Genomic DNA, 26,703 nt, shown 5'->3' with positions numbered 1-26,703 from the left:
GCCATGATGTCTGCCATCCCCGTGCGATCCGGAGAGCCTCCATGTCCGATGCCCTGATATCCCTGTTGACCGGTGGCGTGCTCGGCCTGGGAGGGTGGGCCATGCTGGCGGTGCTGCTGGTCTTCACCCAGATCACCATCTTCTCGGTGACGCTCTACCTGCATCGCAGCCAGGCCCATCGCGGCGTCGATTTCCATCCGGCACTGGCCCACGTGTTCCGCTTCTGGCTGTGGCTGACCACCTCGATGATCACCCGCGAGTGGGTGGCCATCCATCGCAAGCACCACGCCAAGGTGGAGACCGAGGACGACCCGCACAGCCCGGTCACGCGCGGCATCGGCACGGTGTTCTGGCGGGGAGTGGAGCTGTATCGGGAAGCACGCGGCATGCGCGCGGATATCGAGCAGTACGGACGCGGCACGCCCGACGATGCCATCGAGCGCCACCTGTATACCCCGCATGCGACCCTCGGCCCGGTGCTGCTGCTGGCCATCAACAGCGTACTGTTCGGCCTGCCGGGCGTAGCACTGTGGGCAATCCAGATGGCGTGGATTCCGTTCTGGGCGGCCGGCGTGGTCAATGGCCTGGGGCACTGGTGGGGTTACCGCAACTACGAATCGGCCGACACCTCCACCAACCTGACACCGTGGGGCGTCTGGATCGGTGGCGAGGAACTGCACAACAACCACCATGCCTTCCCCAGTTCGGCACGCTTTGCCATGCGGCGCTGGGAAGTCGACATCGGCTGGTGCGCGATCCGCCTGCTGCAGGCCCTGCGCCTGGCCAGGGTGCTGCGCGTCGCACCGGCGATGGATGTGCGCCCGAACATCGCCGTGCCCGACGCCGAGACCCTGAAGGCACTGCTCTCGCATCGCTTCCAGGCGATGACCGATTACCAGCGCAACGTCTTCATGCCGGCCTTGCGCGAGGAAGCCGCCCAGGCGGGCGCCAAGCTGCGCCGGCTGCTGCCGCGGCGGCTGCGCCGCGGCCTGGTCAACGATGGGCGCTGGCTGAAGCCGGACAACCGTGCCCAGCTCAGCGAGTGGGTGGCGCAACGCCCGCGCATCCGTGTGCTGGTCGAATACCGCGCGCGGCTGGCTGCGCTGCTGGAGGCGCGCGGGCACGATGCCGCCGAGCGCCTGCGACACCTGCAGGCGTGGTGCCGCGAGGCCGAGGGGAGCGGAATCGCGGCGCTGCAGGCCTATGCCGAACGGCTGAAGGGCTACACGCTGGTGGGCGCATGAGGGCAGGGGCGCTGCTGCTGGCCGCGCTGCTGCCGGCCGCCGCCCCGGCCCAGGTCAGCGACACCCGCAGCTACCTGCAGAAGATGGACAGCGACGGCGACGGCCGGGTCAGCGAGACCGAGTACGTGCAGTGGATGCTGTATGCCTTCGACCGCATGGACCGCAATGGCGACGGCGTGCTGACTGCCGATGAACTGCCCGGTGGCAAGGGCAGAGCGATCACCCGCGAGCAGCAGCGGCAGGTCATCGTGCAGCGCTTCCACAAGCAGGATGCCAACGGTGACGGGTTTCTCGACGCCCGTGAGCTGTCCGCGCCCCCGCGTTGAGCGGGCGTAGAATCGGGGCATGCCTGAACTGCCCGAAGTCGAAACCACTCGCCGCGGCCTGGCCCCGCATCTGCAGGACCGCCGCGTCCACGGCGTGATCCTGCGCCGCGCCGACCTGCGCTGGCCGATTCCGCCGGAGATTGCGCAGCTGCTGCCGGGACAGCGCATCGAAGGCATCCGCCGGCGCGCGAAGTACCTGCTGCTGGACACGGCCATCGGCAGTGCCGTACTGCATCTGGGCATGTCCGGCAGCCTGCGTGTACTGCCCGGAGATACCCCACTGCGGCCACATGACCACGTGGATATCAGCCTGGACAACGGGCGCCTGCTGCGCTTCAACGATCCGCGCCGCTTCGGCAGCCTGCTCTGGCAACCGGCCGGGCAGGTCCATCCGCTGCTGCAGGGGCTGGGGCCTGAACCGCTGGACGAGGCCTTCCATGGCGATTACCTGTTCGCCCGCAGCCGCGGCCGCAGCGCCCCGGTCAAGACCTTCCTCATGGACCAGGCGGTGGTCGTGGGCGTCGGTAACATCTACGCCGCCGAGAGCCTGTTCAAGGCCGGCATCAGCCCGCTGCGCGAGGCCGGCAAGGTCTCACGCGAGCGCTACCAGCGGCTGGCCACCGCGGTGAAGGAAACGCTGGGCTACGCGATCACCCGCGGTGGCACCACACTGCGTGATTTCATCAGCCCCGATGGCGCACCCGGCTACTTCGAGCAGGAACTGCTGGTCTATGGCCGCGACGGGCTGCCCTGTCCGACCTGCGGACGCCTGCTCAAGCACGCCATGATCGGCCAGCGTGCCAGCGTGTGGTGCAGCCACTGCCAGCGCTGAGGCGGTCCAGCCAGCGGCAGCTGAATGGGAGGTTGCGCCCTCCGCTGCCCGTTAACGTTTGTCTGCCTATGATGGCCGACCCTTCCCTGTGCCTGACGCGCCTGCATGCAACGACGCGACTTCATCCGCAACGCCTCCCTGGCCCTGGCAGCCTTCGGCCTGCCGTCCCTGCCCGCCTGCGCCGCCAGCAGGAACGGCCAGGTCGGCCTGCGCCGCCTCGGCCAGCCGCAGGCGTTCAGCTTCGCCACCCTGAAGGGGCAGGCACGCGCACTGGCACAGGCCCCCTACCAGAGCCACAAGCGGGTGCTGCCGGGCCGGCTTGAAGCGCTGGACTGGGACCAGTACCAGTCCATCAGCTATCGCCAGGACCACGCGCTGTGGGCCGACCAGCCGGGCAAGTTCCAGGCCAAGTTCTTCCACCTGGGCCTGTACTTCCATTCGCCGGTGCGCATGTTCGACGTGGTCGACGGCCAGGCGCAGGAACTGGCGTATGACGGTGCCGCGTTCAACTACGGCAAGAGCGGGATCCGCAACGGCGAACTGCCGGCGGACCTGGGCTTCGCCGGGTTCCGCCTGAACACCCGCAAGGATACCGACCGCGATTTCGCCGCGTTCCTTGGCGCCAGCTACTTCCGCGCGGTCGGCAAGGAAGGCCAGTACGGGCAGTCCGCACGCGGCCTGGCGATCGATACCGGCATGGGCAGGCCGGAGGAGTTTCCCGACTTTATCGCCTATTACCTCGAGCAGCCTGCCGCCGATTCGGACACCATCATCGTCTATGCGTTGCTGGACTCGCCCAGCGTAGCCGGCGCCTACCGCTTCGCCATCACCAACGGCGATGTGCTGCTGATGGACATCGACAGTGCGCTCTATCCGCGCAAGGCGATCGAGCGCCTGGGCATCGCGCCGTGCACCAGCATGTACCAGGTGGGTGAGAACGACCGCCGCATGGACTGGGACTGGCGCCCGGAGATCCACGATACCGATGGCCTGTCGATGTGGACCGGGGCCGGTGAGTGGATCTGGCGGCCGCTGTGCAATCCGCGCAACCTGCGCTTCAACATGTTCGTCGACCGCAATCCGCGTGGCTTCGGCCTTCTGCAGCGCGACCGCAACTTCGATCACTACCAGGACGACGGCGTCTTCTATGAGAAGCGCCCCTGCCTGTGGATCGAGCCGAAGGGCGAATGGGGCGAGGGCTCGGTGCAGCTGGTGGAGATCCCCACGGTCGATGAGACCTTCGACAACATCGTCGCCTTCTGGAATCCGAAGGAGAAGCCGCAGCCGGGACAGGAGCTGCTGGTCGGCTACCGCCTGTACTGGGGCGCCGAGCCGCCGGCACGGCCACCGCTGGCGCATTGCGTGGCCAGCCGCACGGGGCTGGGTGGTGTGGTCGGCAAGAAACGCGAGTACTTCTCGTGGCGCTTCGCCGTGGACTTCGAAGGCGGCGAACTGGCAAAGCTGATCGACAAGGCCGAGGTCGAGGCAGTGGTGGAAACCAGCCGGGGCCGTGTCGAGATCGTATCGGCGCGTCCGCTGCGCGAGATCGACGGTTACCGCGCGATGTTCGACCTGGTGCCGTCGGAGGGCAGCACCGAACAGATCGACATCCGCCTGTACCTGCGCAGCGGTGGCAAGCCGCTGACCGAAACCTGGCTGTACCAGTACACCCCGCCGCCGGCCGGTGCACCGGAGCGGACGCTGTACTGAGTGGGTGTCGGTTTGCAGGGCTTGCAGCCCCCCATCCGCAGACGCCGGAGCAACATCAGAAGCTGGCTCCCTGTGGATAGGCAATTTCCCGGGATGAGTTGGACATGCCGATGGGGTCAGATCCGTTTTCCCGAAGGAAAACGGATCTGACCCCACAGTTTCACTCGACGTTGACGTTGCTTGAAGCTTCCGCAGGTGAGCGCAGCCCTGCCAAACACCGCCTACAGCGGCAAGGGTGCCTGCATCGGCTCGATGCGGCCTTCACCGCGGGTGATCTTCTTGAACTCGGCCCGGCTCACCGACACATAGCGGTCGTTGCCGCCGATCTCCACCTGCGGGCCGTCCTGCACGGCATGCCCATGCTCATCCACGCGGACGGTCATGATCGCCTTCTTGCCGCTGTGGCAGATGGTCTTGATCTCCTGCATCTCGTCGGCCCATGCCAGCAGGTACTGGCTGCCTTCGAACAGTTCACCGCGGAAATCGGTGCGCAACCCGTAGCACAGCACCGGGATGCGCAGTTGGTCGACCACTTCGCTGAGCTGCCAGACCTGCGCGCGGGTCAGGAACTGTGCTTCGTCCACCAGCAGGCAGCCCATCGGCCCGTTCGATGCCAGGTCCTGTTCGGCCCAGCGCTGCAGGTCGGTGTCGCGGTCGAACGCCATGCCTTCGGCGCGTAGCCCGATGCGCGAGGCCACTACGCCTGCGCCCGCGCGATCATCCAGGCGCGGGGTCAGGATCGCCACCCGCATGCCGCGCTCGCGGTAATTGTGCGCGCTCTGCAGCAGGGTGGTGGTCTTGCCGGCGTTCATCGCCGAGTAGTAGAAGTAGAGCTTGGCCATCGGCCAATTGTACGCATCCGCTGCGCAGCCGGCCGCAGGCTACTTCGCTGCCGGTGGCACGTTCGGCAGCTGCTCCAGTTCGCCCACTTCGACGGAGGCATCCAGTGGGCGGGCCCAGAACGCATCCTGGTTGCACCAGTACCGCTGGGGATCCCACCAGGCCTTGTCGTAGACCAGCTGCGCCGGCACCTGAGGGGTAACCAGGCCGGGCATAGCGTCGGGCCCCGAACGCGACGCCACCATCAGCCCGGGCGAGATATGGCCCGTACGCGAGCCGGTGATCTGGCCAAGGCCCTGGCGCAGCTTCCTCTCCATGCGCGGCTTGGCCTGGGCATCGCCGAAGCGTGCATACACGGCCTGGCCCCGGTGCACGGCCTGTGCGCGTTCGGTCTCGTCCAGCTGCTCCCAGTAGAGTTCGCGCTGGCGCAGGAAATCGTGGTACATCCGCTCGGCGGCCAGATCCATCCAGGCATAGGCCAACGGCCGGTCGACGGCGGTCCCGACGCCCTGCCAGTACATCCGCGCCACCATCGACTGCGAGAACTTGTCGGCATACAGCGCGGCAGTGCGGAAGCTGCGCAGCGCCTGCGCGTACTTGCCCTCGCGATACAGCCCCAGGGCATGACCCCGCCATCGCAGGTCAGGATGGGCCTCAAAGAAGCCGTTGGTGAGTACATCGCGGGGAATGGGCTTGGCCGGTTGCAACCTGCACTCCAGCGCCGGCGCGGCGGCCACCGCCAAGCCTGGCGCAGCCATCGCGAGTATGACCAGGCAGAACAAGCGCGTGTGCGTGTTCATGACATCACTCCATTGATGCGTCTGCCCACTGATAGCACCGGACGGCGCCCATCGCAAGCCGGGCCGGGCGATGGCGACTCTGTGGTGGTGCCCGGCCGCCCGGTACAATCCGCCCATCATGCACGGTCTCAATCCTCCCCAAGCCGCCGCCGTCCTGCACATCGAAGGCCCGTTGCTGGTGCTCGCCGGTGCCGGCAGCGGCAAGACGCGCGTGATCGTGGAGAAGATCGCCCACCTGATCGGCTGCGGCCGCTACCCGGCCCGCCGCATCGCCGCGATCACCTTCACCAACAAGTCGGCCAAGGAGATGCGCGAACGTGTGGCCAAGCGTCTGCGCGAGCAGGACGCCGACGAGGTGACCATCTGCACCTTCCACGCCCTGGGCCTGAAGTTCCTGCAGATCGAGCATGCGGCGGTGGGCCTGAAGCGCGGCTTCTCGATCTTCGATGCCGACGACGCCGCCGCGCAGATCAAGGACCTGATGCATGGCGCCAAGCCCGACGATATCGAGGACATGAAGAACCTGGTGTCGCGGGCGAAGAATGCCGGTCTCTCGCCCGAGCAGGCGATGGCTGCCGCGCGCAGCAACCGCGAGAAGGAAGCAGCCAGCGTCTACGAGCGCTACCAGCTGCGCCTGACCGCGTTCAACGCGGTCGACTTCGACGACCTGATCCGCCTGCCGGTGCAGATCCTGGAGGAGAACCCGGAGATCGCCCTGGCCTGGCGCGAACGCATCGGCTACCTGCTGGTGGACGAATGCCAGGACACCAACGACGCGCAGTACCGCCTGCTCAAGCAGCTGGCCGGGGACAAGGGCAACTTCACCTGCGTAGGTGACGATGACCAGTCCATCTACGCCTGGCGTGGCGCCAACCCCGAGAACCTGCAGCAGATGGGGCGCGACTACCCCACGCTGGAGATCATCAAGCTGGAGCAGAACTACCGCTGCTCCAACCGCGTGTTGCGCGCGGCCAATGCGTTGATCGCCAACAACCCGCACGAGCACCTGAAGAAACTGTGGAGCGATCAGGCCGACGGTGAGCGCATCCGCGTATGGGAATGCCGCAACAGCGAGCACGAGGCAGAGAAGGTGGCCGCCGAGATCGCCTTCGTGGCGCAGTCGCGCAACGTGCCGTGGAGTGACTTCTGCATCCTGTTCCGCGGCAACTTCCAGTCGCGGCCGCTGGAGAAGGCGATGCAGCTGCTGCGTATTCCCTATCACCTGACCGGCGGCACCATGTTCCTGGAGCGCCAGGAAGTGAAGGACACGCTGGCCTGGCTGCGGCTGCTGGTGAACCCGGACGACGACACCGCATTCATGCGTGCCGTGCAGGCGCCCAAGCGTGACGTGGGTGCCGGAACGCTGGCCAAGCTGGCCGAACTGGCATCGGAAAAAGACATGCCGATGGCCCAGGCGGCCGAGGCGATCGGCGCGCTGTCACAGCTGCCGCCGCGCGCTGCCAACAGCCTGGCGCGTTTCACCGACATCCTGCGCGACCTGCGCGCACAGATGCGGCAGGTCAGCTCCGGTGACATGATCCGCAAGGTCGCCAAGGAATCGGGCCTGCTCAGCGAGCTGCGCCAGCAGGCCAAGGAAGAGGCCAGCTACCAGCGCCGCGCCAACAACATCGAGGAACTTGCGCAGTGGTTTGAAGGCGGGCCGCGCGGTGCCACCGCCGCCGATCTGGCCGGCCAGCTGGCACTGTTGTCGCGCAGCGACAAGGATGAGGGCGGCAACCAGGTGCGGATGATGACCCTGCATGCCTCCAAGGGCCTGGAGTTCCCGTATGTCTTCATCGTCGGCTGCGAGGACGGCGTGCTGCCGCACCAGGTCAGCCTCGATGAAGGCAACCTGCAGGAGGAGCGGCGGCTGCTGTACGTGGGTATCACCCGCGCCAAGATCCAGCTGTGGATGAGCTACAGCAAGCTCACCCGCAAGTTCGGCGAGCATGTGCGGCTCAAGCCCAGCCGCTTCTTCGACGAGATCCCGGCCGAGGAGATCCAGCGCGACGGCGCCGACCCGGTGGCCGATGCCGCGCGCAAGAAGGAGCGGGCAACGGCGGGACTGGCGGCGATCGAGGCCCTGTTCGACTGACCGGGGTCGGATCCCTTCCCGCAGGGAAGGGCTCTGACCCCAGCACATCGCCCTACAATCGGGCCTCTCCACCCACAGGTCTGCGCATGCATCCCATCGAAAGCGAACGCCTGCGGCTCCGCCGCATCGAGCCTGATCGTGATGCGGCGCCGATGCTGGCGCTGCTCAACGATCCTGGTTTCGTGCGCTTCATTGGTGACCGCAACGTGCACAGCGAAGCGCAGGCCCGCGAGTACATCGCCCTGCGCGTGCTGCACAGCTATGCGTTGAACGGATTCGGCATGTATGCCATCGAGCGTCTGTCCGATGGCGCCTGGCTGGGCAATGCCGGGCTGGTCCGGCGCGACGGCCTGCCGGGACCGGACATCGGCTATGCACTGTTGTCGGAGTACACGGGGCAAGGCTACGCAGGGGAAGCGGCGCGGGCGGTCTTCACCCACGCGCGCGGCGCCCTTGGCCTGCAGGACCTCTATGGCATCACCGACCTGGACAACGTCGTGTCCGGGAAGATCCTGCTGGGCCTGGGCATGTGCGAACAGGGGGTCATCCAGCTGCCGGGCATCGCCACGCCCAGCCGTCTGTATGCCACGCCGGGAGCGGCGCCGGTCGGCTAGTCCGCCTGTACCGCATCGACAGCGTCGGGCCAGGCCCGGCGGGCCGCCTCAGCCGCGCAGGTCCGCCAGCTGCGCCTGCAGTTCGGCCACTGCCGCTTCCAGCTGGGCCACCCGTTCAGCCAGGCCCGGGTCGGCCGGCTCGCTGCCACCGGCACCGCCTGCGTACCGTGCCGCCAGCGCCGCCGCGTCCACCTCGCCGCACAGCAGGTGCATGTAGCGGTCCTCGCGCTGGCCGCTGGCGCGCGGCAGCACGATGAGCAGCTCACGCTGCTGCAGGCGCTCGATGGCGTGGCGGGCTTCGTCGGTGTCGGCGAAGCGGTACAGGCGCTCGCTGCGCGTGACCAGCTCGCCCAGTGTCTGCGGCCCGCGCAGCAGCAGCATTGCCAGCAGCACGGTCTGCTGCCGGGTCAGGTCCAGCGCGGCCTGCAGGCGATGCTCGTAGCGGTCTGCACGCGAGGAGAAGTGCTGGCGCGCCAGGCCCATCGACTCCAGCTGGCGCAGCGCGTGCTGCGCACTGCCGGCGTCGACGTTCATCACCGGCTCGCGCGCGGTCTTCTGGTTGGCGGCCGACTGGGCGGCGTTGACCGTCAGCGGGTAGGTGTCCGGCGTGGTCGCCTCCTTCTCTACCAGGCAGCCCAGCAGGCGGGCCTGCACGGGGTCGAGCAGGGGACGGTCGGGGGTCTGGATGGCATCGGTCATGGCGGCCTCCGGGAAGGCATCGGGTCAACCGCCAAGCATAGCCGTCCCGATGGCGCCTTTGCCGGTAAAATGATCCGATATCTGTTGCCGGTGAATGCCATGCGTCGTCCTGTTTCCCTGTCCCTCACCCTGCTCGCCACGGCGCTGCTGGGTCTGTCCGCCTGCAAGCGCGTCGAGACCCCGGCCAACGACGCGGCCGCTCCGGTGGCCCCGGCCGCCAAGACCGGGGCGGCCGGCGACGCGACCGCCAACGACAACCTCAACGCGGTGCTGTGGATGCAGCGCGCGCAGGAGTACCGCGCGATCACCGAGCAGACCTACCGTGCCGCCGCCGACCGCCTGGACGGCGCGCTGAAGGAAGCCCACTGGGACGCGCTGGTGCCGGAAGAGCGCGGCAACGAGGCCAAGGGCCTGAAACCCGCGGTGGTGCTGGACGTGGACGAGACCGTGCTGGACAACTCGCCCTACCAGGCGCGCCTGGTGCGCGACGGCAAGGAATACGACGAGCTGAGCTGGGACCAGTGGGTGGCCGAAAAGAAGGCCAAGGCGATTCCCGGCGTGGTCGATTTCGCCAAGGCGGCCAATGCCCGAGGCGTGACCCTTCTGTACATCTCCAACCGCGCCGTGCACCTGAAGGAAGCGACCCTGGCCAACCTGCGCGAGCAGGGCCTGCCGGTCGCCGATGACAGCGTGTTCCTGGGCCTGGGCACCGTGGTCGAAGGCTGCGAGCAGGCCGGCAGCGAGAAGAACTGCCGCCGGCGCCTGGCCGGGCAGAAGTACCGCGTGCTGATGCAGTTCGGCGACCAGCTGGGCGACTTCGTGGAAGTGACCGCCAACACCAATGAAGGGCGTGACGCACTGCTGCAGCAGTACCACGACTGGTTCGGCGAGCGCTGGTGGATGCTGCCGAACCCGACCTACGGCGGCTTCGAGCCGGCGCAGTTCAACAATGACTACAGCCAGTCGCGCCAGGCACGCCATGATGCCAAGCGCGCTGCCCTGGACTACGCGCCGTGAGCCGCGCACCGCTGCCGCTGCGCGACGATGAGCGCCTGATCTTCGCGCTGGATGTCCCTGACCGCGTACAGGCACTGGAGTGGGTCGACCGCCTCGGCGAGAGCGTGGCCTTCTACAAGATCGGCATGGAACTGCTGGCGTCCGGTGACTACTTCCAGGTGCTGGATGAGCTGGCGCGCCGCGACAAGCGCGTGTTCGTCGATCTGAAGTTCTTCGACATCCCCGCTACCGCGGCGGCGGTGATCCGGCGGCTGTCGCAGTGGCCGGTCAGTTACGCCACCATCCACGGCTGGCATCCGGCAATGATGGAAGCCTGCGCCGCGGCCAGCACCGGCGACATGCGCCTGCTGGCGGTCACCGTGCTGACCTCGATGGGGCGTCCGGACCTGGCGCAGATGGGAATCGACCGCGAGCCGGTGGACGTGGTGGTCGAGCGCGCGCTGGCCGCGCAGGCCGCCGGTATCGACGGAGTGATCGCATCAGGCCAGGAAGCCGCGCCGATCCGTGCCGCGACCGGTGCAGGCTTCTCGATCGTCTGCCCGGGCATCCGCCCCGGGGGTCCGGTCGGCGACGACCAGAAGCGTACCGTCGGCGTCGCCCAGGCGTTTGCCGATGGCGCCGACGCCATCGTGGTCGGTCGACCGATCCGCCTGGCGGCCGATCCGCAGGCAGCGGCGCGGTCGATCCAGCAGGAAATCGCGTCGGCTTTGGCTGCACGCTGAGTCCCGCACCAACAGCGATCACGGTGACATCATGAACGCCATCGCGCTGCATGCGGGATGGCGTTCGCAATTGTGGCTCCCGTAATGACGCGACCGTCCCCACACCGATGAACTGTGAGCCCGCTCGCAGTGCGCGGGGGTGGTCGCCCTTCCAATCGATGCACCGGCGTGGACCGCGGCTTCGCCGGTTCCAATCATCGATAGAGGGAGTACAAGGATATGTATCGCAGCACCTCTTTGCTGTTCGGTGGCCTGCTGGCCGCTGCCATCTTTCCTGCCACCGCAGCAGCGCCAGCGACCGGGTCGCCCCACATCATCGGCGGCGCCCCGGCCGTGCCCGGCGAGTATCCGTTCATGGTCAGCCTGCAGGGCCTGGAGCTGGGGGACAGTGACTTCGACCGCCACGTCTGCGGCGGCACGGTGATCTCGCCGTCCTGGATCCTGACCGCCGCGCACTGCGTACAGGGCAACTCGCCCGCGCGGCTGGCGGTGCTGGCCGGCAGCACCACGCTGGCCACCGCGCCATCGCCTCGAGCGTCCAACATCAGGGCGATCCACGTGCACCCGGCCTTCAACAGCGGCAACACCCTGGAGCACGACGTGGCCCTGATCCACCTCAGCGCGCCGCTGGCCGACGTGCAGCCGGTTGCCCTGCGCCTGCGTCCGGACGCCAGCTATCTCAAGCCGGGTCGTGATTTCACCGTGATCGGCTGGGGTGACACCGGCATCGATGACGACGTGATCTACCCGACCGAGCTGCAGGCGGTGCGGACGCCCTTCGTGCCCTTCACGCAATGCCAGCAGGCGTACGCCGGTGAGCTGGCCCGCGGCAAGGTGATCTGTGCCGGTCGCGAGGGCATCGACAGCTGCCAGGGCGATTCGGGCGGGCCCCTGCTGTTGCGCCTGCGGGAGGGCTGGACCCAGTTCGGCATCGTCAGCTGGGGCGAAGGCTGTGCCCTGGCCGGCTACCCGGGGGTTTATGCCCGAATCGCCGAAAAACATGCCGTGGATTTCATCGAATCCGTGTGGCAACGCGATTGATTCAATAAAATCAATAAGTTGAATAACATTACATCATGTGTTGCCTTAAGTTGTGCGGCGGCGTAGGATCGCGCCATCCGGTCTTCGGACCGGACCTGCGCCACAACACTGTCCTCCGGCCTCGAGCCGGCTTGAGGAGCCTGTGATCCCCGTGATCCGGGCTCTTTTTTTATCCCGGTGGCGGCGCTGGGGTCAGATCCCTTCTGCCGCAGCAGAGGGGATCTGACCCCCTTGGCTGGAAACCGTGACGTCCCGGCTTGCCGCTGTCACCTTGCAGGCCGCAAGATGCGGACCGGTCCGGGGAGTCCGAAGGCATGAGCACGGTAGTGCGAACGAAGTCTGCACGAGGGTGGGGGCTGGCGGCCATGGTGCTGCTGGCCGTGGCCGCGTGCCGCGAGCCTGGCAGTGATCCGGCCCGACCGGCAGCCGAACCGGTGGCCGCCGTGCAGGCGATGGCGCAGCGTCTGGCCGAGGACGATCTGCTCGGCTACGCGAAGCTGTCGGTGCCCCCCAGCCAGTACCAGCGGCTGCAGCAGGCCTGGGCGGACGGACACAGCCAATGGCCGCTGACCGAACTGCCGCTGGGTGACCAGCTGCTGCCGATGCTGGCCGCCCTGCGCAGGCCCGGCGCCAGCGCCGAACTGCAGCGCAGTTTCGACCGCCAGCTGGCCGGGCAGTCCGGCGCGGTGCGCCAGGCCGCGCAGTCGATGGGCAACTTCGGGGTGCAGTACCTGCGCCATCAGAAGGGATACACGCCCAGCCAGCAGGCCCACTACATCGCCCTGGTGGAGGCCCTGTCCGGCTGGGCGCAGGGCGCACCGATCAGCGATCGCGCACGGGCGCGCAGCAGCATCGCCGCGCTCGTCGGCGCCGCCACCCAGGTCGGCTTCGAGGATGATGCCGGCCTGCAGGCCGCGGGGATGGAGGGCAGCCTGCAGCAGCTGGCGCCGTTCATCCACACGCTCAAGGCCGTGCTGGCCAGCTACGGGCTGGGGGTGGACGAAGCCCTGCGCAGCATCCGCGGCGAAGTGCTGTCACTGGAGGGCGACAACGCGCTGGTCCGCCTGCAGTACGACCTGGCCGGGCGCGAGCTGACCCTGCAGCTGCCGCTGAGCCGGCGCGAAGGTCACTGGTACCTGACCCGCACTCTGGCCGATACCGACGCGATACTGCGCCAGGCCGACGCGGCCCGTGCGGCAGCCGCGCCCGCCCCGGCCGAACCCGCCGATGCAGGCGAAGAAGCGGCAATGCCGCCGCCTAAGCCATAATGGCGCCGATGTCGAAACAGAACCCGCTGCCGTTCCCCGGCGAAGAATCCCAGTCGACGCCCGCCGAAACGGCGCTGGCGTCCCCCTCGACCAGTACCGGCCCGAATCCGGTGCCGCCGCCCGTGCACGCCCGTCCTCCCGGCCGCCGCCCGCTGTGGGCACGGCTGCTCGGCCGCCTGGTCGAACCGTGGCTGTCGCTGAAGATCGAACCTGAGGATCCGGGCCAGTACAACGATGGCCGCCCGGTGATGTACGTGCTGGAAGACTACGGGCTGTCCAACGCGCTGATCCTGGACAAGGCGTGCCGCCAGGCGGGCCTGCCGTCACCGCTGGTGCCGCTGGCCGGCGACCCGACCGGTCGCAAACGCGCCTACCTGGCACTGTCGCGGCGCAGTTCCAGCAACTCGCTGATTCCGGAACAGCGTGGCGCCAAGACTCATTCCGATTCGCTGGCCAAAGTCCTGCAGGCGCATCGCGTGCATGAGGATCTGGACGTGCACCTGGTGCCCGTGTCGATCTTCGTCGGCCGCGCGCCGGACAAGCAGAGCGGGTGGTTTGCCGTACTGTTCTCGGAGAACTGGGCGCTGGTCGGCCGTTTCCGCCGCCTGCTGGCGGTCCTGCTCAACGGCCGCAGCACCATCGTCCGCTTCGCTCCGCCGATTTCGCTGCGCTCCACCGTCAACGAGGGCCTGGAGCCCGAGCGTACGGTGCGCAAGCTGCAACGCGTGCTGCGCACCCATTTCCGCCGTATCCGCGAATCGGTGATCGGCCCGGACCTTTCCACCCGCCGCCTGCTGGTGGACCAGGTGCTGGCCGCCGAGCCGGTACGCGAAGCGATCGCCGCGCAGGCCAAGCGCGACAATTCCAAGCCGGCCGATGCCTGGAAGAAGGCGCATGCCTACGCTTGGGAAATCGCTGCGGACTATTCCAGCCCGGTGGTGCGCTCGGCCAGCTTCATGCTCAGCCATGTCTGGAACCGGATCTATGCCGGTGTGCTGGTTCACCATCTGGACAAGTTCAAGGCGGCCGCGCCGGGCCATGAAGTGGTGTACGTGCCCAGCCACCGCAGCCACATGGACTATCTGCTGCTGTCCTACCTGCTGTACGACCGCGGCATCGTGCCGCCACACATCGTGGCGGGCATCAACCTCAACCTGCCGGTGGTCGGCACGCTGCTGCGCAAGGGCGGCGCGTTCTTCATCCGCCGCTCGATCCGCGGCAACGCGCTGTACTCGGCGGTGCTCAGCGAGTACGTCGCGCAGCTGGTGGCCGGTGGCTATTCCATCGAGTACTTCGTCGAGGGCGGCCGTTCGCGTACCGGCCGCCTGCTGCAGCCCAAGGGCGGCATGATCTCGATGACCCTGCGTGCCTTCCTGCGCCAGCCGCGCAAGCCGGTGCTGTTCCAGCCTGTCTACATCGGCTACGAGAAGCTGATGGAAGGCGGCAGCTACCTGGACGAACTCTCCGGCCGACCGAAGGAAAAGGAATCGATCTGGCAGCTGCTGTGGGGCATCCCCAAGGTGCTCAAGCAGAACTACGGGCAGGTGGTGGTCAACTTCGGCGAGCCGATCGCGCTGAACGACGTGCTGGCCGAGAAGGCGCCGGAGTGGAAGGGTGAGGCGGTGCCGGAAGACGAGAAGCCGGCATGGCTGTCGACCACTGTCGATACACTGGCCGAGCGCATCCAGGAACGCATCAATGGCGCGGCGGACGTCAACCCGATCAATCTGCTGGCATTGGCCCTGCTGTCCACGCCCAAGCATGCAATGGGCGAGGCGGACCTGATCGCGCAGATCGAACTGTGCAAGACCCTGCTGGTCGAGATGCCGTATTCGGACCGGGTGACGGTGACTCCGCATTCGCCGGAGCGGATCATCGCCCACGCCGAGGAGATCAACGTCCTTACCCGCATCAAGCACCCGCTGGGCGACGTGCTCAGTGTGAGCGGCGACACCGCGGTGCTGCTGAGCTACTTCCGCAACAACGTGCTGCACCTGTTCACCGCCTCCTCGTGGGTGGCGTGCTGTTTCCAGAACAACCGCCGCATGAGCCGCACCGGCCTGGTCCAGCTGGGCCGCACCGTCTACCCGTTCCTGCAGGCCGAGCTGTTCCTGCCGTGGACCGAGGACGAATTCGCCCAGCGCATCGACCAGACCATTGACGTGTTCGTGCGCGAGGGACTGCTGCAGAACGTCAACGAGGACGATGGCGGCATTCTTGCCCGCAACACCGGGCAGACCGACGAAGTGTTCCGCCTGCGTGCGATCGGCCACTCCCTGCAGCAGGCCTTCGAGCGCTACTACATCGCCATTTCGGTGCTGGTGAAGAACGGGCCGGGCACGCTCGGCGCCGCCGAACTGGAAAGCCTGTGCCAGCAGGCCGCACAGCGCCTGAGCCTGCTCTACGCGCCGGCGGCACCGGAATTCTTCGACAAGGCCCTGTTCCGCAGCTTCATCCAGAAGCTGCGCGAACTGCGGCTGGTATGGCCCGACGAGAACAGCAAGCTGCTGTTCGACCAGCGCCTGGATGCCTGGGCCAAGGACGCCAAGTTCATCCTCGGTCGCGAACTGCGCCACACCATCGAGCGGGTCAGCCCGGAAGCCGCACGCCCGGACGAGCCTGCGCCGCAGGATTGAAGGTCGCGCCGGGTCCTACGGTAGGTGTGGACCTTGGTCCACACACCTTCCAGTCGGGCCAACCAAGATTGGCACCCACCTGAACCCGGCTCACGCCGGCTCGTCGGGAATCTGCAGGCTTTCCAGCCGGGTGATGCAGTCCTTCAGCTGCAGCTTGCGCCGCTTCAGGCGTTTGGACTCGAGCTCGTCCTCGCCATTGGCCGCCATGCGGGTGATCTGTTCATCCAGCAGGCGGTGCTCGGCGCGCAGGGCGGCGAGGCGTTCGGCGATCTCGGCGGGGCTGTAGGTGTCCACAGCCTCCGAGCATACACAGCGATGATGACCACCGGGAGAGGGCCGGACCGTTCCCCGGCCGGGGCCGCTCCAAGCCGGTAGAATGGCAGGCATGAGTGCCGTGATCTCCCTTCCCGACCCCCTGCCGCGCACGCCCCGCGATCCGCGCGCGGCCGAGCGCGAGCAGCACAAGCTGGCCAAGCGCCTGCGCCGCCAGGTGGGCGAGGCGATCGCCGACTTCGGCATGATCGAGGCCGGCGACAGGATCATGGTCTGCCTGTCCGGCGGCAAGGACAGCTATACCCTGCTGGACATGCTGGTGCAGCTGCAGAAGAAGGCACCGGTGCCGTTCGAACTGGTGGCGGTGAACCTGGACCAGAAGCAGCCGGGCTTCCCCGAGCATGTGCTGCCGGAGTACCTGGCCGGGCTCGGGGTGCCGTACCACATCATCGAGCAGGACACCTATTCGGTGGTCAGCCGGGTGATTCCGGAAGGCAAGACGATGTGTTCGCTGTGCTCGCGCCTGCGCCGCGGCGCGCTGTACCACCATGCCGAGACCCACGGCTTCACCAAGATCGCGCTCGGCCACCACCGCGACGACATGGTGGCCACGTTCTTCATGAACCTGTTCCACCACGCCAAGCTGTCGGGCATGCCGCCGAAGCTGCGCAGCGATGACGGCCGGCACGTGGTGATCCGGCCGCTGGCCTACGTGCGCGAAAGCGACATCGTCGCGTACGCGCAGGCACGCCGGTTCCCGATCATCCCCTGCAACCTGTGCGGCAGCCAGGAAAACCTGCAGCGCCGCCAGGTCGGCCTGATGCTCAAGCAGTGGGACAGGGACCACCCCGGCCGCATCGAGCAGATCGCGCGCGCCATGGGCCAGGTCCGGCCCTCGCAGCTGGCCGACACGTCCCTGTTCGACTTCATGGCGCTGGGCCGTCGCGATGACGCACCGCTGCCCGATGCCCATGCCTGGCTGGCCGGTACCCCGGTCGACGCCGACGCAGATCCCGAGACGCCCACCGCATAAGGTCGGTCGCCCTTTCTCTTTGCCATCCGGAAATCCATGTTCTTTCGCAACCTGACGTTCTTCCGTTTCCCGACCGCCACTGATTTTTCTGAAATCGATACGCTGCTGCCGCACGCCGTGCTCAAGCCGGTCGGCGCGCTGGAGATGAATTCGCGCGGCTTCATTTCACCGTTCGGCCGCGAGGAGAAGGAACTGCTCTCGCACCGCATCGCCGAGCACCTGTGGCTGACGGTCGGCGGCGAGGACAAGATCCTGCCGGCAGCCGTGGTCAACGACCTGCTCGAGCGCAAGCTGGAGGAGATCGAGGAGAAGGAAGGCCGGCGCCCCGGCGGCCGCGAACGCAAGCGCATGAAGGACGACCTGCTGCATGAACTGCTGCCGCGCGCCTTCGTGAAGTCCTCGCGCAACGACGCCTTCATCGACCTGCAGCACGGCTACGTCGCGGTGGATACGTCCAGCCGCAAGACCGGCGAGTACTTCATGTCCGACATCCGTGGCCTGCTCGGCAGCTTCCCGGCAATGCCGCTGAACGCCGAAGTCGCGCCGCGTTCGATCCTGACCGGCTGGATCGCCGGCGAACCGCTGCCGACCGGGCTCAGCCTGGGCGAGGAGTGCGAGATGAAGGATCCGGTGGAGGGCGGTGCGGTGGTCAAGTGCCAGCACCAGGAACTGCGCTGCGACGAGATCGACAAGCACCTGGACGCCGGCAAGCAGGTGACCAAGCTGGCGCTGATCTTCGAAGACAACCTGTCCTTCGTCATCGGCGACGACCTGATCGTGCGCAAGCTGAAGTTCCTCGACGGCGCCCTGGACCAGCTCGAGCATGCCGACGAGGAGGGCCGGCGCGCCGAGTTCGACGCACGGTTCGCCCTGCAGAGCGCCGAGATCCGCCGCTTGTTCCTGCTGCTGGAAGAGGCGTTCAAGCTCAGCAAGGCTGACTGAACAGGCACCGCGTGGGCCGCCGGTCATCCAGCGGCCCGAAGCGGCGCTATGCTGGCTGCATGAGCCGCCTGCTGCGCCGCCTGATCTCGCCCACACCGCCCGCCACCGTGCAGCGCGATACCGTTCGCCTGCGCCTGGAGGATGCCGAGATCGACGTGCTGCGCGTACGCGATCCGCGCGCGCGCCGCATCAAGCTCAGCGTCGACGAACGCGGCGCGCGCCTGACCCTGCCGCCGCGCGCCAGCCTGGTGATGGGCGAACGTTTCCTGGAGCAGCATCGCGACTGGTTGGCACTGCAGCTGCGCCAGTACCAGGGCCAGGGCCTGCCCGCACCGCTGCAGCCCGGCGTGGACGGGGTGCTGCCCCTGCGCGGGGAGCTGCTGCCGCTGCGCTGGCAGGAAGGCCGCTACGCACGCCTGGACATCGACGAGCACGGCGCCTGCCTGCAGTGGCCGACCCGTGCCGGTGACGCGACCCTGCCCCGTCTGCTGCGCGAGTTCTTCGAGGCGCAGACCCGCGCCGACGTGGGCCGCTGGCTGCCGCGCTACCTGCCCGGCCTGCCACGGGCACCCAGCCGCCTGCGCTTGAAGGTGATGTCCTCGCAGTGGGGTTCGCTGGCTCCCGATGGCAGCATGGCCCTGGATCTTGCGCTGGTCCTGGGGCGTCCGCAGGCATTCGAGTATGTGCTGGTGCATGAGCTCTGCCACCTCATCCAGCCCAACCACTCGCCGGCGTTCTGGCAGGAGGTCGAGCAACGGTTCCCGGCCTGGCGTGAGCAGCGCGACTACTTCCAGCAGGAAGGGCGACGCCTGAAGGCGATGCTGAGGCAGCTGCTGTAAGCCATCACCCTGCCGGTCCGGCCGTACAATGCGGCCATGCCCGGCATGCTCAAGACTGTCTTTCTTTCCATCGTCGCCCTGGCTGGCGCGTTGCTCGCGCTTGCCCTGGTCACCAGTGCCGGTGGCTGGCTGCCTGCGCTGCTCGGCCTGCATCCCGGCAGCGAAGCGCAGCTGGGCTGGGACCTGGCGTTCACCGTGCTCGGCGGCATCGCCGCGATCGCCTTCGCCACCTACTACGCGCCCTGCTGGCCGCGTGCGCACGGCACCTCGATCTGGTCGCTGCTGGTGCTGGGCGCAGGCTACGGCCTGTGGACGCTCGGCGCGGATTTCCCACGCTGGTTCGTCATCGGCCTGCTGGTATCACTGCCGGTGCAGCTGCTGCTGGGATGGGGGTTCGGACGCCGGCCCTCACGCAGCGCAACACGGGCTTAACAATCTCCCCCTAGGCTCGGTGCCCGCCGAACGTCGGCAACGCGGCGCAGGGGCCTGTACCCACGGAACCCGGGAACAGGCGCGGCGTAAGACACCACAGGGAACCGGGGAATCATCCGATGCGTTACCAGACCCGGGAGGCCGCCGCCGCGGCCTCCCAAGCGAAGCTGTTGTCCCGCGCCGTGCATGCGGTGCTGATCGGCGGCCTGGCCGTGCTGCCCGTCGAAGCGATGGCCGAGGAGGCGATCGAAGGCGATACCCGCCAACAGCTGCAGCAGCTGGACACGGTCACCGTGACCGGCAGCTATGCACGGAGCCTGGAGCGCGCCGTCGACCTGAAGCGCGCCAACATCGGCTTCTCCGACTCGATCGTCGCCACCGACGTGGCCGATTTTCCCGAGCAGAATCTCGCCGAAGCGCTGCAGCGCATGCCGGGCGTCACCATCGAACGCAACAAGGGCCTGGGCAGCAGGGTCAGCGTGCGCGGCCTGCCCAGCGAGTTCACCCTGGTCTCGATCAACAACCTGGCGACGGCGTCCGGCAGTGGCGGACGCGACGTGCAGTTCGACATCTTCGCCTCGGACGTGGTGCAGACGGTGACCGTGCAGAAGTCGCCGACCGCCGCCGATGAGGAAGGCGGCATCGCCGGCTCGGTCTACATCGAAACGGCCAAGCCATTCGACTTCCCCGAGCCGAAGTTCAGTGCGTCGGCCGAAGCTTCGCACAACTCGATCAACGGCAAGATCGATCCGAAGATCTCCTTCCTCGCCAGTGACACCTGGGGCAACTGGGGCGGCCTGGTGTCGTTCTCCAAGGCCAAGCGCACCAACCGCACCGACTCCAACTCAGGCATCAACTTCCGTCCCATGGGCCGCTTCCTGGAGGCGTCGGGTACGCGCGGTTCGCAGGCCGCCGCGGTGCTGGCGCGCGATGCCGGCATCGTCGTCAGCAACCGGATGGACAAGGATGAAACCAGCCGGATTGTCTTCCAGGACAAGGTCGGCGACCGCGTCTACCTCAACGAGCAGGACCAGTGGGGCGCCACCGCCTCGCTGCAGTTCAAGCCCAGCGACACGTTCTCGCTCAGCTTCGACGCCATGCTCGGCGGCTACGACACGCACGAGGACGAGTACGATGCCGCAGCGTACTCGGCCTCCAGCCGCAGCACGCTGGACACCATCCACGATTACGACCGTGACACGCTGTCGGCCTACGGCATCACCGTGCTGAAGGACGTGTCCTACACCGCCACCCAGCACGAAATCCTGAGCAAGGAACGCAACGCCGATACCGACTACCGTCAGTTCAGCAGCACGCTGGACTGGAAGGTGGGCAACTGGGACATCGACGCGCTGGTCGGCTACTCCGGCGCGCGCAAGGACTCGGACTACGCCAACCTCAAGCACGTGGCCTACGCGCCGTCGCGCACGCGCTGGACCCGCAACGGCGGCGTGACCGTGCCGAGCACAACCGGCGGCTTCGACATGTACAACGCCGCGGACAAGTACCTGTTCGAAGCGTACGAAACCGAGCTGGAGAAGGTGAAGGATGACAAGTACGCCGCGCAGCTCGACCTGAGGCGGCAGATGAACCTGGCCTTCTTCCCGGCACTGAGCGGCGTGCAGTTCGGCGCGCGCTACACCGACAAGACCAAGGAACGCGCGTTCGGCAGCGGCAAGATCCAGGGCCCGACCGCCGGCAGCGCCGCCTGGGTCAATACGCGCACGCTGGCCGACAGCAACCCGGTGTGGATCAGCCAGCTGGCACCGGGTGGTGCGTATCGCCCGAGCGACCTGGACTGGCAGCAGGTTTCCAACGCCTATGCGCGCGCTACGTTCCGCTACCCGGGCTATGAAACCCCGATCGATCCGGGCCAGTACTACGAGGTGAAGGAGAAGACCCTGGCCCTGTATGCCATGGCCGATCTCTACTTCGACATCGGTCAGGTACCGGTGTACGCCAACCTCGGCGTGCGTTCGATCGACACCGACGTCGATTCGTCAGGCTTCCATCCGGTGCAGAACGCCGATGGCAGCAACGGCTACACGCCGACGCCGATTTCGAGCAGCGGCGACTACAGCAGGATCCTGCCCAGCTTCAACATGACCGCCGAGATCGCCGACGGCCTGGTGCTGCGCGGTGCTGCCTCGGAAACACTGATGCGTCCGTCGCTGACCGACATTGCCTACCGCCGCACCGTCAGCTGGAGCAGCTTCCGCTTCATGGATGGCAACCCGGCACTGAAGCCGACCACCGCCAGGCAGTGGGAAGTGGGCCTGGAAAAGTACCTGCAGAACGGTGGCCTGCTGGCCGCGTCGTACTTCTCCAAGAAGATCGACGGCGTAGTGCGGCAATCGTTGACCGGCATCGTGCCGAACGTGGAGAAACTCAACGCCAACGGTTCGCTGGACGGCTACTACGACTTCGAGGTCTACCAGCCGGTCAACGCCGATGGCTCGTACAAGGTCACCGGCGTGGAGCTGGTCGCGCAGCTGCCGCTGTCGATGCTGCACCCGGCGCTGGAAGGCTGGGGCATCAATGCCAACTACACCCAGCTCGACAATTCGCTGACCGGTGCATCCGACCTGGATATCCCGACGCCGCCGGAAGGCCTGGCCGAGAAGGCGTACAACTTCACCCTGTACTACGAGAACGATCGCTTCAGCGCGCGCGCCTCGTACAACTACAAGGACAAGTACGTCGAGTACATCCATCTGAACATGTATCCGGTTTACCGCGATGCCTATGGCCAGCTCGATGCCTCTATCGGGTTCCGCCTCACCGACACCTGGAAGCTGAACCTGGAGGCGATCAATCTGCTCGACGAGAAGACCACCGGCTACACCATCGACAAGGCCTTCCCGACCCAGTACGAGTTCTCCGGCCGTCGCATCACCTTCGGCATCCGCGCGGACTTCTGAGCCCGCCGCTGCAGGGCCGTGGCCAATGCCCCGGCCCTACAGATCGAGCGACGGCAGGGTCTGCTTCACCGCATCGATGCCCTGCCACGGATCGGCCTTCAGGCGCTTGGCCCGTGCCAGCGCCTTGTCGAGCGGGAAGGCGTCGGCCGCCTTGATCCGCGCAAGCTCTTCCCAGCGCAGCGGCACCGCCACGCCTGCACTTTCGCGGGCGCGCAGCGACCAGGAGCAGACGCTGGTCGCGCCACGCGTATTGCGCAACCAATCGATGAAGATCACACCGCCGCGCTTGGCCTTGCTCATCGTTGCCACATAGCGTTCGGGCGCCTGCTGTGCCATCGCCTGCGCGAAGGCCTCGCAGAATGCCTTGGCCTGTTCCCAGTCGGCGGCGGGCTGCAGGGGGACCACCACATGCACGCCCTTGCCGCCGGACAGCCGCACGAAACTGCGCAGGCCGATCTCCTGCAACCGGTCGCGCACGTCGCGCGCGCCGGCCTTGACCTCGTTCCAGCCGACGCCCTCACCGGGGTCCAGATCGAATACCAGCCGGTCCGGATGTTCGGGATCGGCGACCGTGGCGCCCCAGGGATGCAGCTCGAGCGTGTTCATCTGCACCAGCTGCAGCAGGCCGCGCACATCGTCGATGTAGACGTAGTCCTCGCGACCGCTCTTCTGCTGCAGGGGGACCGCATGCACGGCGTCGCCCAGGCCCGGGCCGTGGTGCTTCTGGAAGAAGCAGGCCTTGCCCGCGCCATCAGGGCAGCGCAGCAGCGAAAGGGGCCTGCCCACGATCCCGGGCAGGATCCAGCGCGCCATCTGCCGGTAGTAGTCGGCCACGTCGCCCTTGCGGATCTTCTTCTTCGCGAAGACCACACGCTCAGGGTGACTGATGGCAACCGCGTCGTCGCTGCTCGTGGTCTTTGCAGGCATCGCCAGATCCTCGCCGCTCTTGTCGCTGCGCAGCCGCTTGAAGCTGGCCTGTCGCAGCAGCCCCTCCTTGCCCCAGCCACGGAAGGCCACTTCGGCCACCCTCACTGGCTTCACCCAGTGCACGCTGGCGGCGCGAAACGGGACGTGCGCGGGCAGCGCCACCGCAGCGTCCTCCACCGCCAACGGCTTCAGCGTCCGCGCCAGCGCGCGCAGGCTGTCATCGTCGAAGCCGGTGCCGACGCGACCCACGTAGCGCAGGCCGTCCTTGTCGGGAGTTGCCAGCAGCAACGATCCGAACCCCACGCGCGAGCCCTTCGGCGCGGTATGGCCGACGATCAGGAACTCATCGGTGTCCTCATGCTTGACCTTCACCCAGCTGCGCGCACGCACGTTGACGTAGGGCGCGTCCACCTGCTTGCTGACGATGCCCTCATACCCGGCCTTACCACTGGCGGCGAAGACCTGCGGCCCATGGCCGAGCACGTGATCGCTGAACGCCAGCGTTCCGGGCGTGTCACCGATCAACGCCTTGAGCAGCGTCTTGCGCTCAAGCAGCGGTGCCGCGCTGATGTCCACTCCCGCCACGCCGGGCAGGTCGAAGAGAAGGTAGCGTAGCGGCGCCTTCGAGCTGCCATCGATGACCCGCTGCAGGGCGGCGAAATCGCTGCGCCCCTTCTCGTCGAGCACTACCAGTTCACCGTCCAGGCGCGCGTCATCAACCGGCAGCGCCTGCACGGCCTGCACGACTTCAGGGAAGTCCCCGGTCCAGTCCAGCCCGTTGCGCGAGCGGAGCTTCACTTCACCGCCGTGCAGATCGGCCAGCAGGCGATAGCCATCCCACTTGATCTCGTGCAGCCAGCGATCGCCATCGGGCGCGGCATCGCGGTGGTCGGTCAGTTGTGGTTTGAATGCACGCGGATACGGGCGGTCGCGGGCGCCCTGCAGTTTCAGCGCGCGCGCGTGCCAGCGCGACTCCGCCTTGCGTGTCTTCCTGTCCGTCATCTTCTTCGCGCTCCCGGGGTGTTCATGCAATGGCGCGTGCAGCAGGTCGTCGGCCTCTGCGTCGCGGGCCTCGCTGTCTTCGCGCTTGATCAGCAGCCACTGCACCTGGCGTCCCTTCATCGCGGTCCGCACCAGTTTCCATCCCCCGGCCAGCCGCTGGCCATGCAGGACGAAATCGATCTTGCCCGCTGCCAGCGCCTGCAGTGGATCACCCGCGCATGCCCAGGTGCCGTGGTCGAAGACCTCCACGTGACCGGCACCGTAGTGGCCCTCGGGAATATCGCCCTGGAAGCCGGCATAGGACAGGGGATGATCTTCCACTTCCACCGCCAGCCGCTTCTCGCCAACCCGCAGCGATGGCCCTTTGGGCACCGCCCAGCTCTTGAGCACGCCGTCCATTTCGAGGCGGAAATCGAAATGGCGCGAACTGGCGTGGTGCAGCTGGATGACGAAGATCGGCCGCCGCTTCGGATCACCCGGCGCCGGCTGGTCGTCCGGTTCCGGCGTCTGCCCGTTGCCGCCGCCGAGCCGACGCTTGCGCCGGTACTGATGCAGCGACATGGATCACCCTGCCTTGCGCCGTGGCGCGGCCTTCTTCGCTGCCTTCTTCGCGGTCTTCCTGCCTGTCTTGCCGGCCGCCTTCTTCGCCGGCGCCTTGCGCGCGGCCGTCTTGCTCGCGGGGGTTCGCTTGTTCGCATCCAGGCTCTTCTGCAACAGGGCCATGAAATCGACCACGTTGGTGGTGGCGTCCTCGCGCGGTGCAGGCTCTTCGTCCACCCGGGTGGTGCCCCCCTTGGCCTTGATCCGTTTGTTGAGCACCTGCTGCAGGCGCTCGCGGAACTCGTCGTGATACTGCGACGGATCCCAGTCGCCAGCCATCGACTCGATCAGCTGCTCGGCCATCGCCGTTTCCTTGCCGGTGATGCGGTACTCGGACAGGGTGCCGGTGGGCAGCTTGAGGTCCTCCGGATCGACAAGCTCCTGCGGATAGCGGAGGATCATCAGCACCAGGGCGTGCTCGTGCGGCATCACCGCGCAAAGATACTCGCGGGTACGCACGACCACCCGTGCGATGCCGACCTTGCCGGTGCTGCGCAGCGTCTCGCGCAGCAGTACATAGCCCTTCTCGGCCTTCTTGCCCGGCACCAGCAGATAGGGCTTTTCGTAGTAGCGCGGATCGATCTGCGCCGCGTCCACGAAGGTCTCCACCTCCACGGTCTCATGGCTTTCGGGCGCCGCCGATCGGATGTCGCCTTCCTCCAGCACGACATAACTGCCCTTGTCGTACTCGTAGGCTTTGACGATGTCCTTCCACGGAACTTCCTCACCGGTATCGGCGTTGACCCGTTCGAAGCGGATCGGTTTGCGGTCGCGCGAATCGAGCATGCGGAACTGCAGATCGACCTTGCGTTCGCCGGACATCAGCGACACCGGCACGTTGAGCAGGCCGAAGGAGAGTGTTCCGGTCCAGATCGGGCGGGCCATGCGCGCACCTGTGCTTGAGCAGGACCGTCAGCTTCCGGTGCCGGGTGTAAACCACCCGTGTCGATGCCGTGCACGCCGGGTCGGCGCGCAGCGTCACGGCCAGGTCACTGCAGCAGGGGTCTTACCGCCGCTGCCGGAATATGATCCAGCGCGCGCCATGCGTCTTCCACCACCGGCCGCGCCTGCGACCAGCCCAGCCGCGACTGTCCTCGCATCTGTTCCCAATGCTCGGCCAGCTCCTCGCAGGTATCGGCCGCATCCCCACGCGGCCAGTCCGCCGCATGTGTGGTCAGTGCGAAGGCATACACCGGGCACAGGTCACGCCAGTTGCGATGACCGTGACCACGACGTTCCTCGTAATCGCTGAGCATGTACTGGAGGTAATCCTGGGCTACGGCCTGCGGATCTTCGTGTCGACGCGTCCGGCGCTGCGCGGTGCGCTGGCCGAGCGGATCGAGCAGGGCGTTGAACACGGACGGGGCGGGACGTTCCAAGCGGGGCATGACCGGCTCCTGCAGCGGGTCGGGTGGGCAGGAATACCGGCGGCAGCGTTATCCAGCCGTGACAGAGATGTTCATGACGCAGGGTTCGCGGTGCCTTTACCTCAGTGGCGGTGTAGTGGTCCTCCCCATGCGCAGGTACCTGATCATGAGCCGAGAGACCTCCCGAGACCCGCTCCGCGAGAACCGTGCGCCAATTCCCGGCGAGCAGCGCGGCAAGCACGACAACGATGATGCCGACTTCCGTGGCACGGGCGCGCCCTTCTTCGACGCCGCACAGTCCGGCGAGCATCTGCCGGTGAAGCGCGAGGCTGAACAGGCCGCGCTGGACCGCAAGGACGGCGGCGACCGCCATCGGGGAGGGCAGGAGAGCCCGCTCAAGCGACGCGAACGCAAGCAGCACGCCAGCGACAACCAGGACGAGGCGCTGGAGGAAACGTTCCCGGCCAGCGACCCGACGTCACCGTTCGTGCCGGCCAAGGCGCCCGACTGACGTCCCGCAGGC

24 protein-coding genes are annotated in these 26,703 nt (G+C 67.2%); 17 read left to right on the top strand and 7 right to left on the bottom strand.

Features of this window, described 5'->3' with window-relative positions:
- Positions 1-41: 41 nt before the first annotated feature.
- The 4 genes from ACZK08_RS00230 (at position 42) to ACZK08_RS00215 (ending at position 4,112) form a co-directional block, all read left to right on the top strand.
- Positions 42-1,244, top strand: a complete 1,203-nt coding sequence (locus tag ACZK08_RS00230; RefSeq protein WP_053516042.1) for a DesA family fatty acid desaturase — start codon at positions 42-44, stop codon at positions 1,242-1,244.
- A complete protein-coding gene (locus ACZK08_RS00225) occupies positions 1,241-1,570 on the top strand; it encodes an EF-hand domain-containing protein (RefSeq protein ID WP_065182118.1) in 330 nt (109 codons plus the stop codon). Before ACZK08_RS00230 ends, ACZK08_RS00225 begins: the two co-directional genes overlap by 4 nt.
- A 19-nt stretch (positions 1,571-1,589) precedes the next feature.
- Positions 1,590-2,402, top strand: coding sequence for a bifunctional DNA-formamidopyrimidine glycosylase/DNA-(apurinic or apyrimidinic site) lyase (mutM, locus tag ACZK08_RS00220; RefSeq protein WP_065174093.1), 813 nt, complete (start codon positions 1,590-1,592; stop codon positions 2,400-2,402).
- A 105-nt stretch (positions 2,403-2,507) separates the two neighbouring features.
- Positions 2,508-4,112 carry an OpgD/OpgG family glucan biosynthesis protein gene (locus ACZK08_RS00215; RefSeq protein ID WP_065182119.1) on the top strand — a complete coding sequence of 535 codons (1,605 nt, stop codon included), beginning with the start codon at positions 2,508-2,510 and terminating at the stop codon, positions 4,110-4,112.
- A 221-nt stretch (positions 4,113-4,333) separates the two neighbouring features.
- Here ACZK08_RS00215 and ACZK08_RS00210 read toward each other — a convergent pair whose 3' ends face one another.
- Complete coding sequence (locus ACZK08_RS00210) at positions 4,334-4,954, bottom strand: thymidine kinase (RefSeq protein ID WP_053516051.1); 621 nt, start codon at positions 4,952-4,954, stop codon at positions 4,334-4,336.
- Between the two features lie 39 nt (positions 4,955-4,993).
- The gene (locus tag ACZK08_RS00205; protein WP_053516053.1) at positions 4,994-5,752 is read right to left on the bottom strand and encodes an SEL1-like repeat protein; all 759 of its coding nucleotides are present in this window, start codon (positions 5,750-5,752) and stop codon (positions 4,994-4,996) included.
- Between the two features lie 118 nt (positions 5,753-5,870).
- On the opposite strand from ACZK08_RS00205, the gene ACZK08_RS00200 reads away from it, so the two are divergent.
- Together ACZK08_RS00200 and ACZK08_RS00195 are read left to right on the top strand one after the other, a co-directional pair.
- Complete coding sequence (locus ACZK08_RS00200) at positions 5,871-7,847, top strand: UvrD-helicase domain-containing protein (RefSeq protein ID WP_065182170.1); 1,977 nt, start codon at positions 5,871-5,873, stop codon at positions 7,845-7,847.
- An 86-nt stretch (positions 7,848-7,933) separates the two neighbouring features.
- Positions 7,934-8,461, top strand: coding sequence for a GNAT family N-acetyltransferase (locus tag ACZK08_RS00195; RefSeq protein ID WP_065182120.1), 528 nt, complete (start codon positions 7,934-7,936; stop codon positions 8,459-8,461).
- A 48-nt stretch (positions 8,462-8,509) separates the two neighbouring features.
- Here ACZK08_RS00195 and ACZK08_RS00190 read toward each other — a convergent pair whose 3' ends face one another.
- On the bottom strand, positions 8,510-9,160 hold the full coding sequence (locus ACZK08_RS00190; RefSeq protein WP_065182121.1) for a YceH family protein: 651 nt from the start codon (positions 9,158-9,160) through the stop codon (positions 8,510-8,512).
- Between the two features lie 99 nt (positions 9,161-9,259).
- Here ACZK08_RS00190 and ACZK08_RS00185 point away from each other — a divergent pair, with 99 nt between their 5' ends.
- The 5 genes from ACZK08_RS00185 to plsB all read left to right on the top strand — a co-directional run bounded on the left by ACZK08_RS00185 (position 9,260) and on the right by plsB (position 15,844).
- Positions 9,260-10,177 carry a 5'-nucleotidase, lipoprotein e(P4) family gene (locus ACZK08_RS00185; protein WP_065182171.1) on the top strand — a complete coding sequence of 306 codons (918 nt, stop codon included), beginning with the start codon at positions 9,260-9,262 and terminating at the stop codon, positions 10,175-10,177.
- The gene (pyrF, locus tag ACZK08_RS00180) at positions 10,174-10,899 is read left to right on the top strand and encodes an orotidine-5'-phosphate decarboxylase (protein WP_053516059.1); all 726 of its coding nucleotides are present in this window, start codon (positions 10,174-10,176) and stop codon (positions 10,897-10,899) included. Before ACZK08_RS00185 ends, pyrF begins: the two co-directional genes overlap by 4 nt.
- A gap of 219 nt (positions 10,900-11,118) precedes the next feature.
- Entirely contained in the window at positions 11,119-11,940 is an 822-nt protein-coding gene (locus tag ACZK08_RS00175) for a serine protease (protein ID WP_065182122.1), read from the top strand.
- Positions 11,941-12,254: 314 nt separating this feature from the next.
- Positions 12,255-13,208, top strand: a complete 954-nt coding sequence (locus ACZK08_RS00170; protein WP_053516063.1) for a hypothetical protein — start codon at positions 12,255-12,257, stop codon at positions 13,206-13,208.
- Positions 13,208-15,844: a glycerol-3-phosphate 1-O-acyltransferase PlsB gene (gene plsB, locus ACZK08_RS00165; protein ID WP_065174083.1), complete on the top strand. Its 2,637-nt coding sequence runs from the start codon at positions 13,208-13,210 to the stop codon at positions 15,842-15,844. The genes ACZK08_RS00170 and plsB overlap by 1 nt, the downstream gene beginning before the upstream one ends.
- 90 nt (positions 15,845-15,934) lie before the next feature.
- On the opposite strand, the gene ACZK08_RS00160 is transcribed toward plsB, so the two are convergent.
- Positions 15,935-16,138 (bottom strand): YdcH family protein, encoded by a 204-nt coding sequence (locus tag ACZK08_RS00160; protein ID WP_053516066.1) that lies wholly within the window; start codon positions 16,136-16,138, stop codon positions 15,935-15,937.
- 91 nt (positions 16,139-16,229) lie between these two features.
- On the opposite strand from ACZK08_RS00160, the gene ttcA reads away from it, so the two are divergent.
- The 5 genes from ttcA to ACZK08_RS00135 all read left to right on the top strand — a co-directional run bounded on the left by ttcA (position 16,230) and on the right by ACZK08_RS00135 (position 22,284).
- The gene (gene ttcA, locus ACZK08_RS00155; RefSeq protein ID WP_193395685.1) at positions 16,230-17,150 is read left to right on the top strand and encodes a tRNA 2-thiocytidine(32) synthetase TtcA; all 921 of its coding nucleotides are present in this window, start codon (positions 16,230-16,232) and stop codon (positions 17,148-17,150) included.
- Positions 17,151-17,186: 36 nt separating this feature from the next.
- A complete protein-coding gene (locus ACZK08_RS00150; protein ID WP_065174082.1) occupies positions 17,187-18,092 on the top strand; it encodes a recombination-associated protein RdgC in 906 nt (301 codons plus the stop codon).
- Between the two features lie 59 nt (positions 18,093-18,151).
- A complete protein-coding gene (locus ACZK08_RS00145) occupies positions 18,152-18,931 on the top strand; it encodes a M48 family metallopeptidase (RefSeq protein WP_065182123.1) in 780 nt (259 codons plus the stop codon).
- Positions 18,932-18,967: 36 nt separating this feature from the next.
- Positions 18,968-19,363, top strand: coding sequence for a hypothetical protein (locus ACZK08_RS00140; protein WP_065182124.1), 396 nt, complete (start codon positions 18,968-18,970; stop codon positions 19,361-19,363).
- Positions 19,364-19,482: 119 nt separating this feature from the next.
- A complete protein-coding gene (locus ACZK08_RS00135) occupies positions 19,483-22,284 on the top strand; it encodes a TonB-dependent receptor (RefSeq protein ID WP_065182125.1) in 2,802 nt (933 codons plus the stop codon).
- A 36-nt stretch (positions 22,285-22,320) separates the two neighbouring features.
- Here ACZK08_RS00135 and ligD read toward each other — a convergent pair whose 3' ends face one another.
- The 3 genes from ligD to ACZK08_RS00120 form a co-directional block, all read right to left on the bottom strand.
- A complete protein-coding gene (gene ligD, locus ACZK08_RS00130) occupies positions 22,321-24,774 on the bottom strand; it encodes a DNA ligase D (RefSeq protein WP_065182126.1) in 2,454 nt (817 codons plus the stop codon).
- Positions 24,775-24,777: 3 nt separating this feature from the next.
- On the bottom strand, positions 24,778-25,698 hold the full coding sequence (ku, locus tag ACZK08_RS00125; protein ID WP_065182127.1) for a non-homologous end joining protein Ku: 921 nt from the start codon (positions 25,696-25,698) through the stop codon (positions 24,778-24,780).
- 104 nt (positions 25,699-25,802) lie between these two features.
- Entirely contained in the window at positions 25,803-26,201 is a 399-nt protein-coding gene (locus ACZK08_RS00120; protein WP_053516083.1) for a hypothetical protein, read from the bottom strand.
- Positions 26,202-26,346: 145 nt separating this feature from the next.
- Between ACZK08_RS00120 and ACZK08_RS00115 the strand changes: the two genes are divergently transcribed.
- Complete coding sequence (locus ACZK08_RS00115; protein ID WP_065182172.1) at positions 26,347-26,691, top strand: hypothetical protein; 345 nt, start codon at positions 26,347-26,349, stop codon at positions 26,689-26,691.
- Positions 26,692-26,703 lie beyond the last annotated feature (12 nt).

It is taken from the genome of Stenotrophomonas sp. 112478_Sma, from assembly GCF_056479905.1.
The sequence above is the reverse complement of the archived record's forward strand: the minus strand, read 5'-3'. Positions and strand labels throughout refer to the sequence as shown.